This is a genomic window from Brevibacillus jepli (genome assembly GCF_047229145.1).
Classification (GTDB): domain Bacteria; phylum Bacillota; class Bacilli; order Brevibacillales; family Brevibacillaceae; genus Brevibacillus.
In genome coordinates this window covers 1-21168 of record NZ_JBFEFW010000043.1, presented here as the reverse complement: position 1 = coordinate 21168, position 21168 = coordinate 1, and the positions used below count along the sequence as shown (strand labels likewise).

Sequence of the window (21168 nt, the reverse complement as noted above, 5' to 3'; positions counted from 1 at the left end):
CCCTCCGCTTCTCTCCGGGCATCCGAAAGTCGGGTATCGGGAGAGGAGTGAAGGGAACAGATAAAACTAAAGAACTAATAACTTTTACTCTGAAAATACCATGAAAAACTTTTCGAGGAGGTACATAGAACCAGATGAATGAGGTAGGTTAGTAACACATAATTTACCTCTTATTTCTAAAATTTAGTTGATTACTTACCAATTTTATACTAGAATCCTTTATGAAATGAAATTTCATCATAAATGTCAAATTTTCTATTGTAAATAGCATGAAAACTTCATTTTTCATACTGAAAAAAATGAATCTAGTTTTGGTACATTTGACCTATTTGTTAGTAAATGGAGGAGAGTATGAACATGAAAGCAGCCAACAAACTAATGGAACAGATCAAATTATCATTGTTGTCGGACTACAAGAAGAAATTAGAACGGGAACCCATTGGCGTAATAAAATTTTTTATAAGAGATTACACCCTACAAAAGACTGGTGTAGAAGATGTGATCGATTGCAACGATGCTTCCAGTATCGAGGGAGTTGTTGAAAAGAATGGATTGCGAAATAAATCAGATTTTGATTTGTTCTTTGGACTGCTCGCGAGAGGGCTGATGCGGGCTTCTGACTTGAGTTATGGGTATGTTCGCGTAACCTATAACGTCAACCATGATATACCAAACTCAGAAGAGAAGATCTCCATGCAGATGACATTCGAAAGGGAAACGCACTATAACCGAGGATATTTTGTATCTTGACGTTCTGAAAAAAATTCTGGATAATTTAGTTGAAAACGCCATAATAATACATACGAGAAGCACTCGTTCGTTTCAGGCCTGTATTGGGCTTGTTCGACGATGTGCTTTTTTTATTGTCTAAAGGAGGGGAATTAAAGGAGTATCCACAAGAAACTTCAAAATTGGAAAGGAGTAACTACATGAAAACAAATATTAAAAAGTTTAAAAGGATCATGTCTTTTCTGATGGTCTTCGCATTGGTGTTTTCTGTTTTCACTCCAGCTGCTTATGCTGATGGCGTGAACTATGATACTGACTCCAAGGTAGAAAATGGTATTTGGAATGTTGTCAACAAGGTTGGTGGTATTGGGGGGGCTTTTTTTACCTTAATGTTCCTGGTAATTACCCTTGTTATCGCGTCTAAGGCTGTCAGCCCTCAAAATCAAGGGATGCTGTGGGGAGGATTAATTACGTGTGCAATAGCTGGGGTTATTTTCTTTAGTGCGTATTTCTTAACAAACGATCTTAAAGGCGTCCTTAGCTAATACCAAAAATCCTAACCAACATCAAGGTGGCGTTCCCACCTTTTTGTTTTACAAGGAGGGATTATAATTTTGGAAATCATTGTTCCGGAAGATATTACAGGAGAAGAAAAAGAGGTCTTGGCCATCTTCTCTGTACGTCAGTTTTTTATTATCTTTCCTTCTGCCATCGGAGGGTTGGTCTTTCTAATCTTTGGTGGGCTCCCTTTTGTCGAGGGTTTAGCCGATTTCATTATCCGAGCAATACTTTTCTTGGTGTTCATTGCAGCTGCAATTTGCTTAGCATTTATTCCGCTTAAAAAATACGACTGCTATCTAAATCAATATGTCGTAACAATGGTAGCTTTCTACCGAAGTCAAAAATCCTATTACTAAGGAGGATCTCCTCTTGTGGTTTGACATTTTCGTCTATTTCATGATGGGACTTTTCTTGGTCATGGTGATATTTCTGTTCTATATGAAAAAAAGGATGGACGCAAACGAACCCATTTTTGGGTGGCAGCGGAAACAGTATCTAAAGGAACAGGGAAAGAACCAAGAAAATGACCAAAATAAAGTAAAAAGAAATAAGGTTCGTATAGAGATCGGTACCGAAACCCTGGAAGATATGCTGGGGATTAAAGATATTCGATATGGTGTCTTCGAAAAAACCAAAAACGAGTACTGTTTGATTGTTGCTACTGACTCTGTAAACTTCGATCTTCTTAATGATGGTGCACGACAGAGCATCATTTTGGGCTACCAATCTCTTTTTCGTGTAATTCGCTTTCCAGTTCAAATTTTAGGCCAAGCGGTACGGCAAGATTTACGAAAAGAGGAACAGCGGTTTGAGAAGAATCTGGAGAAGTGTAATAAACAGACCCAAGAATATAACCGGGAAGTAATCAAAGAGATTAAGGAAAAGTCTGAAAAGGAATTCCGAATTAGCCGTCGAGTATACTATGTCATTTCTTACAGCTACCAACCATCAGCTATGGGACAATTATCGGTTGAAGCAAGAGAACAGCGGATCCTACAGGAACTGTATATGAGAGCAGCTACCGTAGTTCGAATGCTGAAGAGGGCAAAAATTGAAGCGGAAATTTTAGAATCACTGCGGGCAATGGAAGTTATTAAACGCGCGCTAAATCGAGATAGAATTGTCGCTGTCCCCATTGAATCGTTAGTTGAGGAAGGAAAAGAGAAGTTTAGTCCGTATGTTACTGCGGATGTTACAACACTTCCGGGGTGGGAAGATTTGGTTTATAAAGAGTTGATGGAGGAGTATTCAGATGGTGGCCTTCCTGAGCAAATTCAAGAAAACGAAGCATCCTAAAACTGACAATACACTTGAATTGGAACATAAAAGTGAGGAGTTAAACGCTCCTCTATCGTTTCCAAGCCTAATTGAAAATATTAAGAATGATGGGATCACATTTGATAAAGATCATTTTGTAATGCAAACAGGCTTAGGTGATAAGAAATATGGGCGGTCCTTTTATGTTCGACCTAGCGGTTATCCACGGACTGTTCGAATAGGATGGCTAGAAAGTCTTTTTACTGGTGATGACCTGGACGTTTCCGTTCATATTGAACCGATTGACCGCACAGTAGCAATTAAAAAGCTTCAGGATAAAATTGATGAATTAGATACAGTCATAACATCAGCAGTTAAACGTGGAGACCAAGCAAAAGTCGAAGATGCAGAAACGAAAAAATCGGATACAAAGTTTTTGCAAAGGCAGATCAAAAGTAACCAAAATGGGTTGTATTATGTTTCGATCCAAGCAACTGTATTTGCAAAAACGCTCGATGATCTTAATGCGAAATGTGTAGAAATTGAAGGGCTTCTCGGGGGTGAAAGCATTGAGATTGTCAATGCATACGGAAGGCAGAAGCAATGCTTCCTATCAACGCTGCCACTTGGCAAAAATTATTTGTCCAAAACGAGCAGAAACTTGGACCAGCAAAGTCTTACTGCAATCTTTCCTCATGCTTCCTCAAAACTGAACCATACGGGTGGCATGCCAATTGGCCGGTATGACCGAGAGTACGTTTACTACAACAATTTTGACCCCAAACTTAACAACTATTCGGTTGGTATTTTTGGAGAGTCCGGGGCAGGAAAAGGGGTCATGGTTAAGCAGCTAATTGGCCGTGGTCCCATGGACGGAATCACACAACACTATATTATTGATGTTGAACCAGAGTATATTGATCTCACCTTGGCATCTGGGGGAATCGTTATTCCCATAAGATCTACCAAGGATGAAAACGCAAATCGAATCAATCCTCTGGACATTTTCCCAGAAAAAGAAATCAAGAATAAGGGTGCTGAAGATGAATATGTGGTTGAGAAAATCAATGTAAACGAAAAAATTAAAGAGGTTATTGAGTTCTTCAAGGTTATGAAAGAAAGCTGCACCGTTGATGGGAAAGGCTTAAATCCTGTCGAACTTGGTGTGTTAAACGATATACTCGAAGACCTTTATGAAAATAAGGGAATTACTGAAGACCCCAGCTCCATTTACGAAAACATAGAATCAATTGATGAAATATCCGGAAAGATCGTTTGGTCGAAACGATATGTAGAAATGCCGACAATCAGTGATGTTTATAAACGACTCGAAGATGAACGTAAAAATGGATATGAAGAATTGAAAGAATTGTGCAGTGTTGTAAAGCTATTCACGAGAGGGAAAGCATTTGGTTTATTCGATGGCCAAACGCGTATTAACAATAATACAGGTGTTTCCTTAGATGATGCACCGATCGTTACATTTGATATTTCTAAACTCTCTGCAAATGGTATTGAACGTCCTCTTGCGCAGCACGTTATTATGACATGGCTGTGGAACCGTGCAATCGTAGGAAACCCAAAAGCTAAAAAACGTGTAATCGTTGACGAGGCGTGGATGATGCTCAAATACGCTGCTATGATGGACTTCATTCTCTTACTAGCTGCTCGCGGACGGAAGTGGAATGTATCCCTTACACTTGTTTCCCAGCGCTATGAAATGTTCCATAGAACGGAAAAAGCTCGAGATATTGTTGCGCAAATGAACACGGTACTTTTCATGAAACAATCAGATGAAGACATCGAACCTATTCTCGAAACATTTAAGTTCTCACAAGAGGTTGGTGAGATGATTCGTACAGCTGGTGTCGGTGAAGTAGTTATGAAAGCCGGTAAGGAAATTGTTGCCTTCGTTTCTGAACCGACTCAGTATGAATGGAATTTCCTTAACACAAACCAAAACGTAGAGATGGGTAAAAAGAAAAGGCGTACAAGATCTGAAGAGATTAAATGGCTGGAGACTCCAGTGGATATTCAAGAGGAAGTGGTGGCATGAAGAAAGTAACTATACTTCTTTTCCTAATGCTATCGGTTTTCTTGTCTAATGGTGGTATTGTATCGGCAGCAGATCCACCGGGTGTGCTCATTAAGGAAGAGATGACTGCAAATCTTAAAAATATGGAGGAGGAGGCGAATTTAACAGACTCCATATGGATAAGATTTTCCAGGTATATATTTGAATCAGTGCCAATTGCTTCTATGGATACACTGGTGTTTGGCAACCCTTATTACGTCTGGATGGATAAGGCAGACGGAGTTAATGTAAACAGCATGAAGTACGGATTGTTTCCGGAAGAGGTTTACACAAAGGTAATTGATCCAGGGGTGAATATTTTTGCCGGTGCTTACTTCGGATTTGTTACATTGGCCATTCTTCTAGCAACTCTGAAACTTGGTTGGAGAGCCTATACGCCACAGGGGAAAGCTGATTTTTGGGTAGACATTCAGATGTGGGTATTCAGTGGATTATTTATGCTGTCTACAACGATCCTGTACGACGTTATTTTTGAAATGAATAATAGTATCGTATCAGAGTTCGGAGGGCTTATCCCAAACAAGTCAGCAGTGTCCATTATTGCCAACTCTAGCGGATGGAAAATTGGGGACATATTCGTGTTCTTGGCTGAATGGGGCCTGTCCCTTTACTTGAATTTTATTTATATTTCGCGATTAATCGTCATTATCTTCCTAATGATTTTGGCGATCGTTGCTGCGATCTCACTCTTATATGCAAAAACAAGACCCTTTTTCGGAATATGGATTAAGGAGTTATGCGGAAATGTATTCCTCCAATCAATTCATGCACTGGTGTTGGCGGCTATGGCTGGATTAGCTTCCTTAGGAGCGGGGACGATGTTTAAGCTTGGCATGATTATTCTCTTTGTTCCTGTTACAGGAATCATTTCTCGATGGTTACAACTTGGAGACAGTTCATCTCGGCTGGGCCAAGCCTTAACGATGACTGGATTGAGTAGCATCGGTGGGGCGGTCATGCTTGCAAAACAAGCTGGTCAGGTTATGGGTGGTGCAAGAAATAATGCTCGCCAAGGTGGTGGCGAATCGCAAAATATGGGCAGCGATCGTGGTACCACAGGAATTGCTGAAGCTGCTAAAGGTTCATCGTCTCCAGGCTGGCAACGAATCAAAAATACAGCTGGGAATGTAGGGATGATTGCAGGAGCTACTGCTGGGTTACCATTCGGTGGTATGGGAGCGGCGGTTGGTGGTTACTTGGGAAGCAAAATAGGGAGAGGCATGGTTCAGATGCCTCGGAATCTTTCTTCGAGTGCAGCGCAAACGCTTCGTACCCTACGTACAAAAGGGGAGGGTACGAAAGACGGCAAGTTTTTCGGTGAATGGGATAGTCTTAGTGCGCGACGCGATTGGTACGGTAGATTAGGTGAATCAATAGGCTCGGCCGCAGGGGAAACAGGCAGCCATATTGGCCGTTCAATGGGTCATATGATGTCTGGTGTTAGTAGGCAGAGAGTCCAATCCCAAGATTTTTCTAATAAAACTTTGTCTGATTATGCTGCTGACCCAGAATTCAGCGGAGCGAATGTAAGATGGCAACAAGATAATCGTGGTTCTGCTTTCTATGCTCAGAGTAATAAAGACGGTAACTGGAAGCGTATTAGTGCAATCGGCGCTGCTGATGCAACATTAAAAAGAGGCGAGAATCGTGTTGTAGATTACAAATTGAATAACGGAGCGAATTGGACAAGACAAGAAAATGGGACATATCAACTTTCAGGGGGCTCGTCCGCTCCCCGGGCTTATACTACAGCTCCTTCCCCACTAAGTGTATCTAATACTTCGGCACCTCCTTCTCTGAATGGGGTACCGATTACAAATGCTTCAGCCTCTCCTTCTCTGAATGGGGTACCGATTACAAATGCTTCAGCCTCTCCTTCTCCTAATGGGGTACCGATTACAAATACATCGGCGCCTTCTTCCCCACTTGGGATACCAAGGACTTATACTTCGGCTCCTCCGGTCGCCATAGGCGGAAGTAATAACATGGGAGGGGGAACTTCTGCTGCTCCTTATTCTCCAGGAGGAAATACGGGTGGCGGTACTTTGATTAATCCCCCTGCTTCTTCTGGCGGAGTGCAAGTGGCTGGACTTTCAGGGTCTACTTCATATCTTGGCAGACAATCTGGTGCATATATCGTTGGTACGGATAACAAAAGATATGAGGATAGACGAATGGATCCAGGTAACATTAACCCAGACCAATATTTTGCACACAACATTCAAGGCGTCAGCCGTAGAACTACTACAGATTTTGGGGCCGATCTTACTCATCGATCTATTGGAGCTGCGAAAACCGCAAAGGCGTGGGCAGCAACTGGCGTAAAAAATACATATCAAAGAGCAAAAGGCCTAATAGGTTAAAGAGCTTAGAGGATATCTTGATACTTGAAGATATCCTCTCTCAATATCCTGATTCGATTTGTAAAGTTGGTGAAATCTTTGTCGATGAACAATTCTCAAGATATCGGAAAACAAGCTGCTGATCAGGTAACAGGCGTTGGTAAGAATATTGGAAAAAAAGTTGCCCAAAAGGCGATGCAAAAAGCAGCGAAATGGCTAAAAAAGATCGTAATGGATCTTATGAAGAAACTGGTTGTAGGGCTACTAAAAGCCATCATTGCCTACATTGGACCGGTTGGACTCCTAATCATTTTTGCCATTTTTATCGTTGTCATGCTGCTTGAAGCGGTTTCAAGTGGTGACTGGTATTTTAAAGCTGGATCCAGAACACAAGCAGAAATTCAAGCTGATAAAGCATATGAAAAGAGATTTAGAGATTTGGCAAATGAAAGTGTAGCTGAATTAGATAAAGTAAAAGCAAATCCTGATTGGATTACCGAGATGAAAATGTTAACGAAACCTAGCTGGGGTATTGCAGCTGCGCTTGCTAGGTACAAAATAATCAGACAAGAAGAGAATATAGTCCTCCCTGACCCAGAGGAAATGTATGTTGGTTTGAAACCTGTCTTTGAATATAAGGAAGTAACGGACGATGAAAAAAGAATAAAAAATGTGATTACTTGTTGTACAGTGGATGGGTGCACCACAAGGGTCGAGATCGAAAAAATTATAATGCCACCCCATATGGTTTTGGATTTAGTCAAAACACCATTTGGTGAGACCCAAATTGCTTCAGTAGTAAAACATTATCCAGGCGGAATATATGCTCCAGATCCTCCTAAAGAATGGGAGTACTTGGGTTCAAAAGAATCTGGCCATTGTACCATTGAGAAATACCAGCAATGGGATGAAACACAAGTAGATGATCGTGGTATTCCTGCTTTAAATGTCGATCCAGAACGATTTAAAGCTTTTCTCAGAAGTAAGGGAGTTCATGATGACGATTTTAAGCTCATATTGGAATTAGCAGAACAAGCTGATGATTATTTCTTCAGAGAGCAATTTAATGGCAACAACAGAGATGGCGACTTTGATGATTCCATTGGAAATACTGATGTTCCTGATCTTAGTATGTTAGACGGGTGGGCCTGGCCTGTTGAGAAAAACAGAATAGTAACCTCACATTATGGAGGGCGTTGGGGCGAGTTCCATTATGGTTCTGACTTGGGTGGATCTGAAGCTAGGGGAAGTCGCATTCTAGCTGCCAAAAATGGTGTAGTATTACTTGCCCAGTGGTCTGACTCCTATGGAAACTGGGTTATAATCGGTCATGAAGATGGAATGCAAACAAGGTATGCCCATATGAGTAGCTATGGAGTTAGAGTTGGTCAACAAGTTGTAGCTGGCCAACCAATCGGCAAAATAGGATCGACAGGCGAATCAACGGGGATTCATTTGCATTTCGAGGTATTAAAACACGGAAACAGGAGCCCCTTTATAAAGTCTGAAAAAATGGAGGCATCTTATAATCCTATGGATTTCATAGGAGCTATGAGAGCAAAGTAGAGGTAGACGAAATGAACAACATGATAAATGGGATTGGAGAGTTCACCGAAATTGCAATTCGGTTTTTGCAAATGGTTGGAATCCCTGTATTGGCAGTTCTTACATTGATTGGTTTACTTACGTTATTAACGGCAGGTAAAAACCCTCGGAGAAAAAGGACAGGGTATATTATAACCATTGTTTTTGGGATATGCATGTTGATGGTTGCATATGCCCCACTTCTTTCTTATCAAATGGAACTGACAACAAAAACGTTGAATGTACAAAATCCAAATGTTCATCAGCGAGTTGATTCAACGGGGGGACTGATTGGTAGCAACCTATTCAAAGGCTTACAGTATGCTTCGATCCCGATAACTGTTACAACCTTTTATCTTGGTTTTGGGATAAGGTTAAACGCTGCGGGCAATCCACAACGCAAGAGACTGGGTATAGGCTTACTACTTTTTTCTCCTCTAACGTTGGTGGTAGTTTTCTTAATGCCAACCTTAATTTTGAGACTGTAAAGAACGCGGTGAAAGCGAGTGAGAAAGAAGAAGACAGTAAAACGAATAACGTGTGAAGAATAAGGGATGTGAATTAAGCACATCTCTTTTCTATGAGTGAACGTCTTAGTATAACCGTACGAAGTCCTCTCCACCCAAAATGAAAGAGACATCACCAAAGCAGCAGCTGGAAAAGTTTGAAGGGTGTATGAGTAAGAATGGGGATTTGGGAGATTCTCGGGATTGAACAAACGGTAAATGTCGTAGAGTTTTTGAGAAATTCTATATCGTTCATTTTTTAACGAGGACATGCCCGTCTTTTCGATCCTCAAGGGAGCCACAAGGCTTCCTTTTTTCTATTACATGTCGAGGATTGCACTAAAATTTGGTATTATAATCAGACAGATATCCAGAATAATGCATGGTGAGGTGCTTTAATGAGCTTTAGTGCAAATGTTTATAGAGTGTTAATCGCATCACCATCAGATGTTACTGAAGAACGCGAAGCAATAAGAAACACAATCAATTTATGGAATACAAAGAATGCAGAACATTACAATTTGATTTACCTCCCTACAATGTGGGAGACTAACACGACTCCTAAACTTGGCGCAAGACCACAAGAAATTATCAACGAACAAATAGTGGATAAATCTGATTTACTAATCGGAGTGTTTTGGACTCGAATTGGATCACCAACAGGAGTAGCCGATTCTGGGACTATTGAAGAGATTCAACGATTTGTTGACTCAAAGAAACCTGCAACATTGTATTTCTCGGACAAGCCAATCCCTCAGGATGGATTCAAGGTTGAGCAATATCAGAAATTACAAGAATTTAAGCAAAAAATGCGTCAACAGGGATTAATGGGTGACTTTTTTACAACTGAAGATCTGGAACGAAAAGTTGATTATCTTTTAGATGAGCATGCAAAGGAAAAAGGGAAAGCGATTTCTGACAAGGAACACATAGACAATTCTGCTCTTACAAGTCGCAAGCCGAATTTTGAATTACTCCTAAATGACACGAAGGAATTAAAACTCAAACTGCCATCGGTATCGTACAAAAAGGAGTTTCATGGTTATATAGATTATGAAGAAATCGGGGCACACTTACAAAAATATTTAGATAGAAAAGAAGTAGAGGAGTACAATAAAGACCTCCCTGATCAAAGTATAGTTGATGATTATAATGAGGAGCTGCGTACTTATCATCTAGTTAAAGAGCATTTATCAAATTTATCAATTAACGTAGGGAACACTGGGAATTTAAAAGCAAAAGGAATTATTATAGATTTGACTTTTCCTCCAGAGGTTTGTGTAGTGGAAAAAGGTAGTGGAGAAGAAAGGGAAGAACCAGTAAGACCAAAAAACTTGCCAGAGAATCCTTTAATGAAAGCTCAGTTTAAATCTAGACAAGAGCTTATGATTAAACCATTTTCTAATCATTCTCTGTTAAGTGGATTTGGTCAATCAATACTTAACTACCCCGACTACTCAAGTGAAAAATGGAGTCGTGTAGCCAGATTTGACCCTAGAAATTATGTAAGGGTTGAGGACAACGTAGTGACTATTAAAATTGACTCACTTATACACACAAGAGAGATTGAATTTACCGATGAAGTAGAAATTGTGGCACTTAAAGAAGGCAATTTTTTTATAGATGCGGAGATTATTTCTGAAGAATTAGAGCAAGCAGCTTGTTTTAAAATTCCACTCCTCATATCAAAATAGTGAAATAAAGCGGTTTGCACGTTTAGCGTAAGTGTTCTCAACAAGTGAGAGAAATAGGGTCTTGGAATCCCCCAAATGAAAGTTTCGTTCAACAGTCATCAAATCGATGGCTGTTTATTTTTTCTCCTGTTAATCCTTTGTAATTCCAAACTGTACGATGTCAGATTAGACATAAAAGTGGTACCTGACCATTTTCATAAAAAGAGGGCTGGAAATGCAATTTCAAACGTTACTCGTGAATGGGGAGATGTTTTGATCGTACAGCTTGCTACTGCCCTTTGAAATAAAGTTCCATACCTGTTTTGTTCTTTTTGTATAATAAGTATTATCTCCCTGTAATTATTGAAATGGGAACCTGGTTCATGCAATATTGATCCTGGTCTAACGGTTCACAAAGTGGAGAAGTTTCTAAAACTCCCCGGAAATGATCGCAAAGCGGATAACTTCGAGATCTAGGATACAGATATTATCTAAAGAGGTGACTTATGATGGCACACATACTGAGCGGAGTCAACGAGTGCGAGATTATTAAATCCTTAGCGAACATTTTAAACACAACCCCAGAAGAAATCAAAACATTCGTAATGTCGCAGCATTTCCGGGTAAAATGTGAGGGTATATCCTGGACATATGACAAATTAGAGCTTGAACATATCTTATCGTATTTTGGCATCAAACCTAGTGAAATCAACTTGTCAGGGATTACAGTTAGCCATGTTGCAGCCATCATGGACAAAGAATCGTTTATACAGCAGGGGTTGCTAAGTTTGCATTCTCTTTTCTCGACTGAAAATACGGTGCGATCCTTTTTGAAAGAACATGGTATTACGGTAGAGTCGCATGCAGACGGCTCTCTACGTATTCTGGTAAACGGAGTTCCTGCAAGTACTGAATACTTAGACAATCGACTGAAAAGGGACCGGTGTATCAATGGATTTCTTTTTGGGGATGATCCCGAGAAAGATCGGAACATTTCGCATATCAAAGAATGCCCAGAATTTATCAGTCATATGGGACGAGAGCTACTTCACACAGCGAGGTTTGAAGAGGAATGGGTAGCAAGATCAATCCTCTCGGTAATTACCTTTCAAGCAACAATTGAGGAAATCGATCTGTCAACCTATTACACTGAATTTAAAGACAGCATTGAGATGAATCGAGCGTTTTTCGTGCTTAAGGCGTTCGAACGGCTTTTGTTAAAAGAAACGGGATACCCGGGGAATAATCTCATGGTGTATCTAAAAGAAAACATTAATATCAGTGCGGAACGTATTATTCAAATCCGAGAGATTACTAGATAACAATGCTTGGTAATTCTGTTGCAGCGGCAGCTTTGGACTTTTCTACAGTCTAAAGATGCCGCTGTTTCTTTTTGTGATAAACAGATCGTGGCACTGCCGAGATATCTTCGTTCCGTTTTCGGAAGAGCTGTCCGCCGCGTAGCAGCGACGTGTCGGCTAAACGGATCTACCGTTCTCTTTTGGGGAACAATCCGGATTGATGCACCGGATAAACTAATTGTCAGGATAATAAAGGAAAAAACGAATCTTGTTTTCTTTTAAGTCATATACTAAAATGGAAACACATGGATGCTGAGGTGTTTAATAATGACAGTTTCTCGGGAAGATTTATTTCTTGATATTTGGAGTCGTTTAAAGAAACCATTTCCGGCGGGGAGCATTGAAGCTAAGAAGGGCCTAGAAGGAGCAAAATATATACCTGTTCAGGTTTATATCCATCGTCTTAATGAAGTAGCAGGGATCCACTACTCATGGTCAATTAACAATACGATCGTAGATAATCAAAATAATGTGGTTGTTGTTACAGGAACACTGAGTATCGTCGATGCTAAGCGTGATGGTATTGGTAGTGCAATAATGCAGAGGGACACAAGCGGCTCCGTCATCAATTTAAAAGATACTATTCGTTCAGCAGCCTCAGATGCATTACGTAATGCTTGTGATCTGTATGAGATGGGGTGGCATGACCTTGCTCCATTTCGAGATTGGGGAAGAAATCCTGGAGCGGGAATCAAAAAATCATCTCACGCCGGCGATTCATCATCAGTTTCCCAAGGCTCCGGTGTTTCATGTGTTAAATGTAGGAAGATGCTATCAGATGAGGATCTCGCATTTTTGAAGATGCATCGAATTGCAGTTAAATTTTGCCGTGATGATGTTCCAAATCATTTCTTAAAAAATTCGAGGTGAAATAAATGAAACGTCCTTTGTTGGTCTCTTGCTCTATGTGCTCTCATTTTGACTCAAACCAAGCAATTTGCTCCCTGAATCAAGAAAGAAGAGAGGCGGTACAAACTAAGCATGCGATTGAGTGTCAAAAAGATGGGAGATTCATTCGATATATGCACGTGCTACCCGATTCGTATAACTACTACCGGTTAGACGAGGAGATCCCGGGGAATTGGCGGTATGACATGTCGCGCATACCGAACGACGAATCAGGGCTGCCTCTTTTCGTGATTACAAAGAGAGGAATGGAGAGAGCTATTCCCGCTAACGAAAATATATCTATGAAGAGTGATGTGATGTTCGGAGTTCCTCGTATCATGACCTATCAAGGACAACGAGAAATTATTTATGAGTTAGGGGTGGAGCTGGCTCAGTGCGAAGCTGAAAAGGCTGGGGTTGAGCTTACAGTTTTCCGTGAAGAACAAGGATGGGCGGGAATCGAGTCTTTCATTCGGGAGTACAATGATCAGCAATACCAGAAAAGACAGTCGTTTGGCCCGTGGTTAAGCGAAAAATCAAATGCGGAGTGGTAGCATTGCAAAATCCTAATTTCAAAGATAATGTGAATGATATTCGAACGAACATCATAGAGGTAATTCTGCGGCTGTTCCAAAAGTTGAATGCGAGTGACCGCGAAATCAAACTTTACCATGAAAGATACGAATTACACTATGTTCCTAAGCGTGGATTGTGGCTAAAGGGTTGCTCAGGAAAAGTTTTTACAAAGGATGAAAGGTACGCTTCGATCAGCCTTGGTTATGAAATTCAGAACTATGAGCACGTTCCTTTTGAATGGTTAAACAGCTTACTAACATCCGAAATCTATTGCGAAAAATGAATAGAACAATGCGCTGCAACGTGTTTATTAGTATCTTAAAGTCACTTTGGCAGGAAGTTGAAGAATATCGTAGAGTTCAGCAAGAACATAATAGTTTTTCTAGCTTGGTGGAAGAAGCATGTAATAATTTGCTCATGAAACCTAGACCCTTAATAAGGGCACCGAGGCGTCGCCCGTCACAGCATCAGCTTTCCAAATATAAAAAAAAGAGGACTTATGTTTCTATTGATCCAAACTATGTTCTTAAATTACGTACGTACTATGAGAAGGAAGCGGGGAACACTGTTGACTCAAGTGTGGTAGTAGAAACGGCTCTGTTTTACTATTGTGTAGACCGAGGACTCAAAATAAGAGAAAATGAATATTTTGGATACGAAAACTACCAAAAATTAGCTCCCTTGTCAGAGAAGGATATCATTAAAGCTTATCACCGCCTGGCTATAAAGTTGGGAAAAAGTCCAACAAGCCGAGAGTGGACTCAATATCGTCATGAAGTGCAGGCACCTTCATTAAAGGTTGTTCTTCACCACTTTTTGACTTTTAATAATCTGAAGTCGGCGGCAGAAAAAGGGGAATCCTGAAGGGGTTTTTTTAAGGTTCTTCAGATTTTGTGGTTGAGATTTATTACATGATTATTGATGGCAAGTTTGGATTATGTAGTTGAATTACCATATTCAACTCGTTACCATTTAAGTAGATTAATTCAAAATCTTGAGGGATTGGAACGGTGAAAATACAATGACAAAACAACCTGAATATATTTATTTTAATCCTTGGTCGTCAGGACAGAGTATTAACCTGTTAGAAGAGGAGGAAAGAAGTATTTCTATTGAGTATGTTATTGATGCTGATGGAAACATGATTCCATATGAGCGTGTGCTAGAAAAGATAGAGATAACAAAAGAACATTGGGTAGAAATTGACGAACTTGTGAGAAATTTAGATAAGGATTCTGTTAAGAAAATTCGAAATAAAAAGGTTACATAGTGACAATGAACATGACTTTCAAATTCGGGTGGAGGCTAATTCTCCACCTTTGGTGGTGTTGATATTTCCATCTTGGTTGAAAAGTCGCGAAACAGTAAATTTACGCCCTCTCCGACCATAAAATCCGAATACCCTTTTTAATAAGGAGAGAAAAATGTTCAAGTACCTTTATGCAATTTTTCTAGCTGTTGCTGTTTTGGTAGGCTGCGAAACAAATGATTTAAGTAAAGTATTAGATGGAAGTATACAAATTGGTTCTCTAAACGATGAGACGAGCTATGCACCATCTAAACAAGCAGCTGCCGCAACAATGGATGCGAAGCAAGCGTCACCAACAGATGCGAAAACTAGTGAGAAAAAGCAGACATCTTCAAAACAAGTTACTGCAGTGAAAAATGAAGGAGAACTAACGGAAGCAATACCTCTACCCGCTCTCGAGCATTCAAAAAATCAAAACAGAATCCCAGTTGAAGTTCGTCATGTGTCAGACGGGGATACGATTACTATAGCTATAGATGGTATAGAAGCGCCTGTTCGTTTTCTTTTGGTTGATACCCCTGAAGTTCATGGAGAAAAAGCGGAGAATGGACCTCAGTTTATGGGGCCGGAAGCCTCTGAATTTACAAAGAACATCATTGAAAATGCAAAAACCGTTGAAATTGAAAAAGATAAGGGTGGAGATAGTACTGACCGGTATGGCCGGAGACTATATTATGTATACGCAGATGGAAAGATGATTCAATGGGAGCTCCTATCCCGGGGATTAGCCGCTGTTAGATATGTATACGAACCCAATACTAAATATTTGGATGACTTCAAAAAAATTGAGGAAGAAGCTAAAGAGAAGAAAACTGGCATTTGGTCCGTCCCTGGCTATTCCACAGATCGTTACAACATGGATGTATACGATGATCATTTAAAGCATGCGAATTGAATTAAACATTAGTGACTTTCTATAGTATTGTTTCTATTCTCAAAACGTGTTTATCATAAACACCAAAATCGATTTATAATTGAAGCAAATCCAATAAATTACTTTTATCGGAGGCACCGATGGAATTGAGGGAACATCTCTCTTCTATGCGAGTGCCTTTTTTCTTTAATTATGTTGAGGGGGTATATTTTTTTGTGCATTGCATCAAGTGTTCAACGTTACATTGCTGAGAAACCTTCCACATATCGAGTTATTGGTCTTGTCATGGTCAAGCCACAAGTCGATTGTGATTCGGGACAGATGGGTATAGATTTCGATCTTCTCATAGGAGATATCGATGAGCCCGTTAATTTTCTTTCCTTTTTTCAATACGCTCAGCAATCCTTAATCGCTCACCATTCCTTAACGAATTAGATTTACAGCTGTACAAGAAAAAATAAGGGTATACGAATGCAAAGCGTCAATCATGTTACCAACTTTTGATCCCTCTGCGTTCATAGTAGGCAATACATACGATGTATACTTTATGAATTATGAAGGTTATATCGTAAGTGGATATATGCTGCTCTGTTCTTTTGAACCACACCAGTTGACATTCCGCTGCCAGAGACATCATCCAGATCCATATTGATGATTACACGGAAGAACCTCGGAATGGAGAACAACCATGCAAAATTAAACCACTGTTCTAGTAAAAATGACATGATCGTTATTTGGAGGTACCGTTCAAATGAAAAAATGGCTTGGGATATTTGCTGGAGCGTATATCCTTGGTGGAGCAATATATTTTGGGTTTCAGGGGAGTAATGGGGAAACTTCTACACCTATTCAGCAATCAACATTATCCACAGGTGCTGTGGATAAGCCAGTAAATTTTCACATGGCTTGGTTTGTAGATCGACCTGGAAACGGTAACTTTGAACCACCATATTGGTTAGAGAAGCCTGAGCTGGTAGATCAAGTTAAGGAAACATCTCATGATACAGAGCATGCAAAAGCTACGAGTCCTGAGTATCAGCTGCTGACTTTTTTTTCGTATATTCAACTTGGCCCGGCTAAAGATCTTAATTCTTTCATAAACCCTGATATTGCTTATCAGGACATCAAAACAAAAGACATGAATGGAATTGAGAAGATCCTGGGTACTTATCGTGATGAGATTAGTAGAGGCAAAACTATTAAAGAGGTCTATCTCACTTCTCCAAATGAAGCAGATACGGTAGTTTCTTATGATGTAACAATTGTTTATGAAGATGGAAAGCTAATAAAGCTGCCATCAATTCAGTTGCTCAGTCAAAACGAAATAGGTAATTGGTTTATTAACATGAAGCTGTCCGAAATTGCTAATTCGATCAGAGAATCTAGTTAGCCAGATAGTGGCTTCCATTATGGATCGCGGAGTTCGTGCTCGGTTGGTTGTCTGTTTATATTAATCCCCTTTTTGGAAGTTGTCTTGGCCTTGTCGGGGTGAGTAAACATTTGCCCTTCCTTCTTCATCAGGATAAAGATATTGACCATAATCATCTTTCCAGAAAGAAATTTCACAAATCAAGTTTGTGTCTGGTAGTTCTTCATCTAATGTTTTGTATCCGCAGCAAGGGCAGGTGTATGACGGAGAGGTGTACGACGATGCTATTCATTGAGCATGAGTATGTAGTCCTAGAGCCAATGAAAGCAAGCTAATTTGACTTTTTATTTCTCTTGCATCCAGTGGTGCGGATCGATCGCACCTGGATACACACTACTCATTATGTTAATGAAAGGATGTGCTGGCGTGGATTTCCCTTCAGTAACTATATCATCGGATGCATTGAAAAATGCTCTTACCGATTGCGTAAACTCGTTTATTGAAATTGAAAAATCTCAAACAGGTCTGTCTTATCAGCAAAAATCGAATTTTGTTCGAGGTCAAATAGCATTGCTTTCTTCATTCTTGGGGGATCATTGGGATTATAAGAGTGCTGGGCAGTCATATTATGAATTTCTGATTGAATTGGTAGAAAAATATTCGCTTGAAGTGGAGGATATTCGAGAGAGATTGTCTTTATCTTAATTCTCATTATGAATACAGAGAAAGGGCTAATGATTATGAAGTTGATGATTGAAGAAGGAAAATACTATGTACTTGAAGTTTTGGATGCACCCGAGGGTGTGCTCCATATAGTTAAAACAGATATAGGGTGGGATCAAAAATATATTATACATGTCTTACCCAAGCCAAACTTTTTACCGGCGAACATTTTTCGAACTGAGACACTGGCATGTCATGCTAATTTGAGAATAATGCAAATAGATTGGCTGGATTACTTTCTTAGCACAGAAGCAACACCGGAGGAAGCTGCTTTTTTTGAAAGCAAACGATTTGAATATAAAGACAAAATGGAAAATTTTGAAAGGATGAAAGTTGAAACCGTTGAGGATTATTTTAATTTGTTAAAAAAAGAACATGAGGACTATTTAAACTTGAATGTGAAGTTTGCAAGGGTTGTTAATGAATATGTCCTCGATAATCAAAACAATGAAGGAATTGCTCATAAAATAATGGCGCAGCAAGGTATTGAGCTCTACGAAATAAGCTCTTTCGCAGACTACCTTTATTCAGAGTATAAATCGTCAGATGTAGGAAGTGGTTATCGGGACAAAGTTGAACAACTGGAGAATGTGGTGAATTTTATCCTTGAAGCGAATGAAGAAAGTTATACGGTCAAATTTCCAACGTGTTATATCAGTAGGGTGGACTTTGCTTTAGAGCCTGATCATTGATTATCGGTCGGGAGTACGCTTTAAAGCCTATTGTAACTGTATCACCAAACAGTTCTGAAGATACATACTACCGTGAATCCAGCGGCTCGGATCGATCACACTTAGATACACACTGCTCACGGAGATAAGGAGGGGATGTCGTGAAAGAGTCCGATTTATACGATCCAGTAAAGAGTTGGTTCGAGGAACGAGGATTTGTTGTCTACCCAGAGGTTAACTGTCACTATGGTCGAGCTGATGTGGTCGTGACAAGCGGTCCTATAGTTGGTGTGGTTGAAATGAAGCAATCCTTAACCTTGGATTTGATAGACCAAGCGCTTCGCTGGAGGGGATATGCAAATTACATTTGGATAGCTATTCCATTTAACCCTAAGAGGTACAAGCGCTTTGTTGAAATGGTGCTAAGAGATTATGGGATTGGTGTTTTGTCCATAAATCAGTATGGAAGTGTGTGGAGCGACAGGCGAGCAATTTTTAACCGCCGGACTGTTTCGTATTTGAAAGATGCACTGACTGAACATCATCTGTCTTCCGGCTTGAAAGGCGGTCATAGCGGTGGAGGATATATCACGCCGTATAGAATTACGATTCATAATATTCAGCACCATCTAAAAAGAGTAGGAGACTGGTGTAGCATCAAGGATATCTTGGACCATTGCGAGACACATTATGCCAGCCCTCGGGCATCCTTGGCCAAAGCCCTTCAGGACTTTGAAGATGAATGGTGTGAAATGAAAAAAGAAGGAGGAAAGCTTTATTTCCGGTACCGAGAAGTAATTTAACACGAAGTGTACTGTGTCTCTAGGAGTGCGAATCAGGCCGTGAAAATAATCGGGTATCTGGAAGGAGGGATTGAAAGTGAAATTTGCAAAGGTTGTTATTCAATACCTCCTGGCTAATCAAAACGATGAAGCAATTGCTCATAAAATAATGGAGCAGCAGGGTATTGAATTAAACGAATTAAGTTCTTTCGCAGCATACCTTGAAGCACAGTATAAATCGTCTGAAGTAGGAAGTGATTATCAGAATAAGGTTGAACAATTGCAGTATGTGGTAAATTTTATCGTTGAGGCGAACGAAGAAGGATATTCGGTTAAATATCCAACGCGTTATATCCGAATGGTAGACGTTCCTACAGAATTTGAGGATTGATGATCACGAATAAAAGGGCGCTCTAATAGAGTACGGAACTTAGCACGCAGCTTTCTGTAAAGTGTAAATCGATTCATTTTGTGAGCGCGGATGGCCAGACGGACTAGAATTCGGCATGCAACTGGTAAAAGAAAAGTACGGGAGTTTCCAAAGAATGACCTCAATATAGCTTAGCTTTCACTGTGTAACATAAGGAAAACCCAAAATAAAGGAATGACTTATTAGGAGGACTCTATGAAACAATTGAAGAAAATTCTATTTGCACCTTTACAAAAAAAACAATACATCATGATTACTATTGGCTATTTACTGGTTGTCTTTATATCAGCCTATGGGGTGATTCCTATTATTAAGGGAGAACCTTTGATTCGATCATTGTTTATAATCCTGCTCTCAACATTTTTTTGGATGGCATTACGGGAAGTGAAGAGGCAACAGGATGCAACCTTGGCTGATTTAATTATTCATTTTGAAAATAGTATTCGAAGAGTTGGCCGTATAGTTAAATCTGCACCAAGATCAGAAAAACTCCTCATTGCAAAGTTAGTTGTTTGGTACTTTATCCTATTTTCATTTACTCCATATGCATTAAACGAATATGGGGTGGCGTATTTTACAGAGACGCAAGTACAAACGACATTAGAAATACTTAAATCATTTTCCTCAATTCTTTTCAGTTTGCTTATTTGTTTCTTAATCATTGGGATAATTAAAATGATAATAAGTGAGTTTCGTTTAAATAGGGCATCACTACTCGTGGATAAAATTATCGCTGAAATAGAATCATATGAAATTGAAGTTCCACTCACACATAAAAATGGGATATGCATAGTAGACATTGAAAAACTTCAAGACTATTTATTAGAAGCAAATCATAAAGAGCTATATCAAAAGATCTACGATCATTATCGTGAAATATCTTCTGTCGAATGGCTACCATATGGGAAATCAAAAAATGTATCAGAAAAATTGTTTTGTACAATTCAAGAGCAATTAAAGAATAAGTCTGAAATGAACAATGAAATAATTTGAACTATTTGTGGGGCATCTGGTTTGTACAGGTGACCCTTTCGAATTTTCTGCAGTTCTTGCAACGGTAGGAGGAGGGATCCGTACGAGTTCCATTCTCGTCGACAGTACCATTTCCAATAATTACATTTGCATAGATATTACGTATCATGATACATTAGGACTCCGCCTTTCGAAGGGCTGCCGTTTATGATTTTGTTCTTATAGAGAAAGCGATTGTTTTACGAGTGAATGTACGTGCTCAGACATGATATTTTAGTTTTCCGGCCTTTTATTAAGGTAGTGAGCGATCTACCAATCATTACCGGTTGATTCGGAACACTCAAACATGATATATTGTTTGTCCGCGCTTCTGACGCGATAACAACAAGAATGCTCTTTGAAAACTGAACAGCGAAAGCGTTAATGAGTCTATCATTAAATGATTTGCCAGCTTTGAACCAGTAAC

At 39.7% G+C, this 21168-nt stretch carries 22 protein-coding genes and 1 pseudogene; 22 read left to right on the top strand and 1 reads right to left on the bottom strand.

All coding sequences use genetic code 11. From position 1 onward, the window contains the following. Positions 1–357: 357 nt before the first annotated feature. The 17 genes from AB1L17_RS28945 to AB1L17_RS28865 all read left to right on the top strand — a co-directional run bounded on the left by AB1L17_RS28945 (position 358) and on the right by AB1L17_RS28865 (position 17145). The gene (locus AB1L17_RS28945; protein WP_412848372.1) at positions 358–750 is read left to right on the top strand and encodes a hypothetical protein; all 393 of its coding nucleotides are present in this window, start codon (positions 358–360) and stop codon (positions 748–750) included. Between the two features lie 179 nt (positions 751–929). Then, entirely contained in the window at positions 930–1274 is a 345-nt protein-coding gene (locus AB1L17_RS28940; protein WP_412848371.1) for a TrbC/VirB2 family protein, read from the top strand. Between the two features lie 69 nt (positions 1275–1343). Further along, a complete protein-coding gene (locus tag AB1L17_RS28935; protein WP_412848370.1) occupies positions 1344–1646 on the top strand; it encodes a PrgI family mobile element protein in 303 nt (100 codons plus the stop codon). 13 nt (positions 1647–1659) lie between these two features. Then, positions 1660–2586: a hypothetical protein gene (locus AB1L17_RS28930; protein WP_412848369.1), complete on the top strand. Its 927-nt coding sequence runs from the start codon at positions 1660–1662 to the stop codon at positions 2584–2586. Next, positions 2543–4603: a VirB4 family type IV secretion system protein gene (locus AB1L17_RS28925; RefSeq protein ID WP_412848368.1), complete on the top strand. Its 2061-nt coding sequence runs from the start codon at positions 2543–2545 to the stop codon at positions 4601–4603. The genes AB1L17_RS28930 and AB1L17_RS28925 overlap by 44 nt, the downstream gene beginning before the upstream one ends. Then, positions 4600–7005, top strand: coding sequence for a TrbL/VirB6 family protein (locus tag AB1L17_RS28920; RefSeq protein WP_412848367.1), 2406 nt, complete (start codon positions 4600–4602; stop codon positions 7003–7005). Before AB1L17_RS28925 ends, AB1L17_RS28920 begins: the two co-directional genes overlap by 4 nt. Positions 7006–7089: 84 nt before the next feature. Then, positions 7090–8550, top strand: coding sequence for a M23 family metallopeptidase (locus AB1L17_RS28915; protein WP_412848366.1), 1461 nt, complete (start codon positions 7090–7092; stop codon positions 8548–8550). Positions 8551–8561: 11 nt separating this feature from the next. Further along, positions 8562–9056: a hypothetical protein gene (locus tag AB1L17_RS28910; protein ID WP_412848365.1), complete on the top strand. Its 495-nt coding sequence runs from the start codon at positions 8562–8564 to the stop codon at positions 9054–9056. A 416-nt stretch (positions 9057–9472) separates the two neighbouring features. Continuing rightward, positions 9473–10768, top strand: a complete 1296-nt coding sequence (locus AB1L17_RS28905) for a DUF4062 domain-containing protein (RefSeq protein ID WP_412848364.1) — start codon at positions 9473–9475, stop codon at positions 10766–10768. A gap of 485 nt (positions 10769–11253) precedes the next feature. After that, positions 11254–12069: a hypothetical protein gene (locus AB1L17_RS28900; RefSeq protein ID WP_412848363.1), complete on the top strand. Its 816-nt coding sequence runs from the start codon at positions 11254–11256 to the stop codon at positions 12067–12069. A gap of 306 nt (positions 12070–12375) precedes the next feature. Then, on the top strand, positions 12376–12978 hold the full coding sequence (locus AB1L17_RS28895; RefSeq protein WP_412848362.1) for a hypothetical protein: 603 nt from the start codon (positions 12376–12378) through the stop codon (positions 12976–12978). A 152-nt stretch (positions 12979–13130) separates the two neighbouring features. Beyond that, positions 13131–13550, top strand: coding sequence for a hypothetical protein (locus AB1L17_RS28890; protein WP_412848361.1), 420 nt, complete (start codon positions 13131–13133; stop codon positions 13548–13550). A gap of 259 nt (positions 13551–13809) precedes the next feature. Further along, complete coding sequence (locus AB1L17_RS28885; RefSeq protein ID WP_412848360.1) at positions 13810–14436, top strand: hypothetical protein; 627 nt, start codon at positions 13810–13812, stop codon at positions 14434–14436. A gap of 157 nt (positions 14437–14593) precedes the next feature. Then, complete coding sequence (locus AB1L17_RS28880) at positions 14594–14842, top strand: hypothetical protein (RefSeq protein ID WP_412848359.1); 249 nt, start codon at positions 14594–14596, stop codon at positions 14840–14842. Between the two features lie 154 nt (positions 14843–14996). Continuing rightward, on the top strand, positions 14997–15776 hold the full coding sequence (locus AB1L17_RS28875; RefSeq protein ID WP_412848358.1) for a thermonuclease family protein: 780 nt from the start codon (positions 14997–14999) through the stop codon (positions 15774–15776). 192 nt (positions 15777–15968) lie between these two features. Beyond that, a complete protein-coding gene (locus AB1L17_RS28870; protein ID WP_412848357.1) occupies positions 15969–16190 on the top strand; it encodes a hypothetical protein in 222 nt (73 codons plus the stop codon). Positions 16191–16506: 316 nt separating this feature from the next. Further along, positions 16507–17145, top strand: a complete 639-nt coding sequence (locus AB1L17_RS28865) for a hypothetical protein (RefSeq protein ID WP_412848356.1) — start codon at positions 16507–16509, stop codon at positions 17143–17145. Positions 17146–17220: 75 nt separating this feature from the next. Here AB1L17_RS28865 and AB1L17_RS28860 read toward each other — a convergent pair. Then, a pseudogene (locus AB1L17_RS28860) lies at positions 17221–17412 on the bottom strand (CPCC family cysteine-rich protein); the annotation flags it as partial. A gap of 138 nt (positions 17413–17550) precedes the next feature. On the opposite strand from AB1L17_RS28860, the gene AB1L17_RS28855 reads away from it, so the two are divergent. The 5 genes from AB1L17_RS28855 to AB1L17_RS28835 all read left to right on the top strand — a co-directional run bounded on the left by AB1L17_RS28855 (position 17551) and on the right by AB1L17_RS28835 (position 20723). Continuing rightward, entirely contained in the window at positions 17551–17829 is a 279-nt protein-coding gene (locus tag AB1L17_RS28855) for a hypothetical protein (protein ID WP_412848355.1), read from the top strand. A 35-nt stretch (positions 17830–17864) separates the two neighbouring features. After that, the gene (locus AB1L17_RS28850) at positions 17865–18539 is read left to right on the top strand and encodes a hypothetical protein (RefSeq protein WP_412848354.1); all 675 of its coding nucleotides are present in this window, start codon (positions 17865–17867) and stop codon (positions 18537–18539) included. 140 nt (positions 18540–18679) lie between these two features. After that, the gene (locus AB1L17_RS28845) at positions 18680–19321 is read left to right on the top strand and encodes a hypothetical protein (protein WP_412848353.1); all 642 of its coding nucleotides are present in this window, start codon (positions 18680–18682) and stop codon (positions 19319–19321) included. A gap of 76 nt (positions 19322–19397) precedes the next feature. After that, positions 19398–19691 carry a hypothetical protein gene (locus AB1L17_RS28840; protein ID WP_412848352.1) on the top strand — a complete coding sequence of 98 codons (294 nt, stop codon included), beginning with the start codon at positions 19398–19400 and terminating at the stop codon, positions 19689–19691. A 234-nt stretch (positions 19692–19925) separates the two neighbouring features. Further along, positions 19926–20723 (top strand): hypothetical protein, encoded by a 798-nt coding sequence (locus AB1L17_RS28835; protein ID WP_412848351.1) that lies wholly within the window; start codon positions 19926–19928, stop codon positions 20721–20723. Positions 20724–21168: the final 445 nt, after the last annotated feature.

Coding starts and splice junctions, on each gene's coding strand:
- AB1L17_RS28945 (WP_412848372.1), top strand. CDS start 358: ATGAAAGCAGCCAACAAACTAATGGAACAGATCAAATTATCATTGTTG.
- AB1L17_RS28940 (WP_412848371.1), top strand. CDS start 930: ATGAAAACAAATATTAAAAAGTTTAAAAGGATCATGTCTTTTCTGATG.
- AB1L17_RS28925 (WP_412848368.1), top strand. CDS start 2,543: ATGGTGGCCTTCCTGAGCAAATTCAAGAAAACGAAGCATCCTAAAACT.
- AB1L17_RS28920 (WP_412848367.1), top strand. CDS start 4,600: ATGAAGAAAGTAACTATACTTCTTTTCCTAATGCTATCGGTTTTCTTG.
- AB1L17_RS28915 (WP_412848366.1), top strand. CDS start 7,090: ATGAACAATTCTCAAGATATCGGAAAACAAGCTGCTGATCAGGTAACA.
- AB1L17_RS28910 (WP_412848365.1), top strand. CDS start 8,562: ATGAACAACATGATAAATGGGATTGGAGAGTTCACCGAAATTGCAATT.
- AB1L17_RS28905 (WP_412848364.1), top strand. CDS start 9,473: ATGAGCTTTAGTGCAAATGTTTATAGAGTGTTAATCGCATCACCATCA.
- AB1L17_RS28900 (WP_412848363.1), top strand. CDS start 11,254: ATGATGGCACACATACTGAGCGGAGTCAACGAGTGCGAGATTATTAAA.
- AB1L17_RS28895 (WP_412848362.1), top strand. CDS start 12,376: ATGACAGTTTCTCGGGAAGATTTATTTCTTGATATTTGGAGTCGTTTA.
- AB1L17_RS28890 (WP_412848361.1), top strand. CDS start 13,131: ATGCACGTGCTACCCGATTCGTATAACTACTACCGGTTAGACGAGGAG.
- AB1L17_RS28885 (WP_412848360.1), top strand. CDS start 13,810: ATGGTTAAACAGCTTACTAACATCCGAAATCTATTGCGAAAAATGAAT.
- AB1L17_RS28880 (WP_412848359.1), top strand. CDS start 14,594: ATGACAAAACAACCTGAATATATTTATTTTAATCCTTGGTCGTCAGGA.
- AB1L17_RS28875 (WP_412848358.1), top strand. CDS start 14,997: ATGTTCAAGTACCTTTATGCAATTTTTCTAGCTGTTGCTGTTTTGGTA.
- AB1L17_RS28865 (WP_412848356.1), top strand. CDS start 16,507: ATGAAAAAATGGCTTGGGATATTTGCTGGAGCGTATATCCTTGGTGGA.
- AB1L17_RS28850 (WP_412848354.1), top strand. CDS start 17,865: ATGAAGTTGATGATTGAAGAAGGAAAATACTATGTACTTGAAGTTTTG.
- AB1L17_RS28835 (WP_412848351.1), top strand. CDS start 19,926: ATGAAACAATTGAAGAAAATTCTATTTGCACCTTTACAAAAAAAACAA.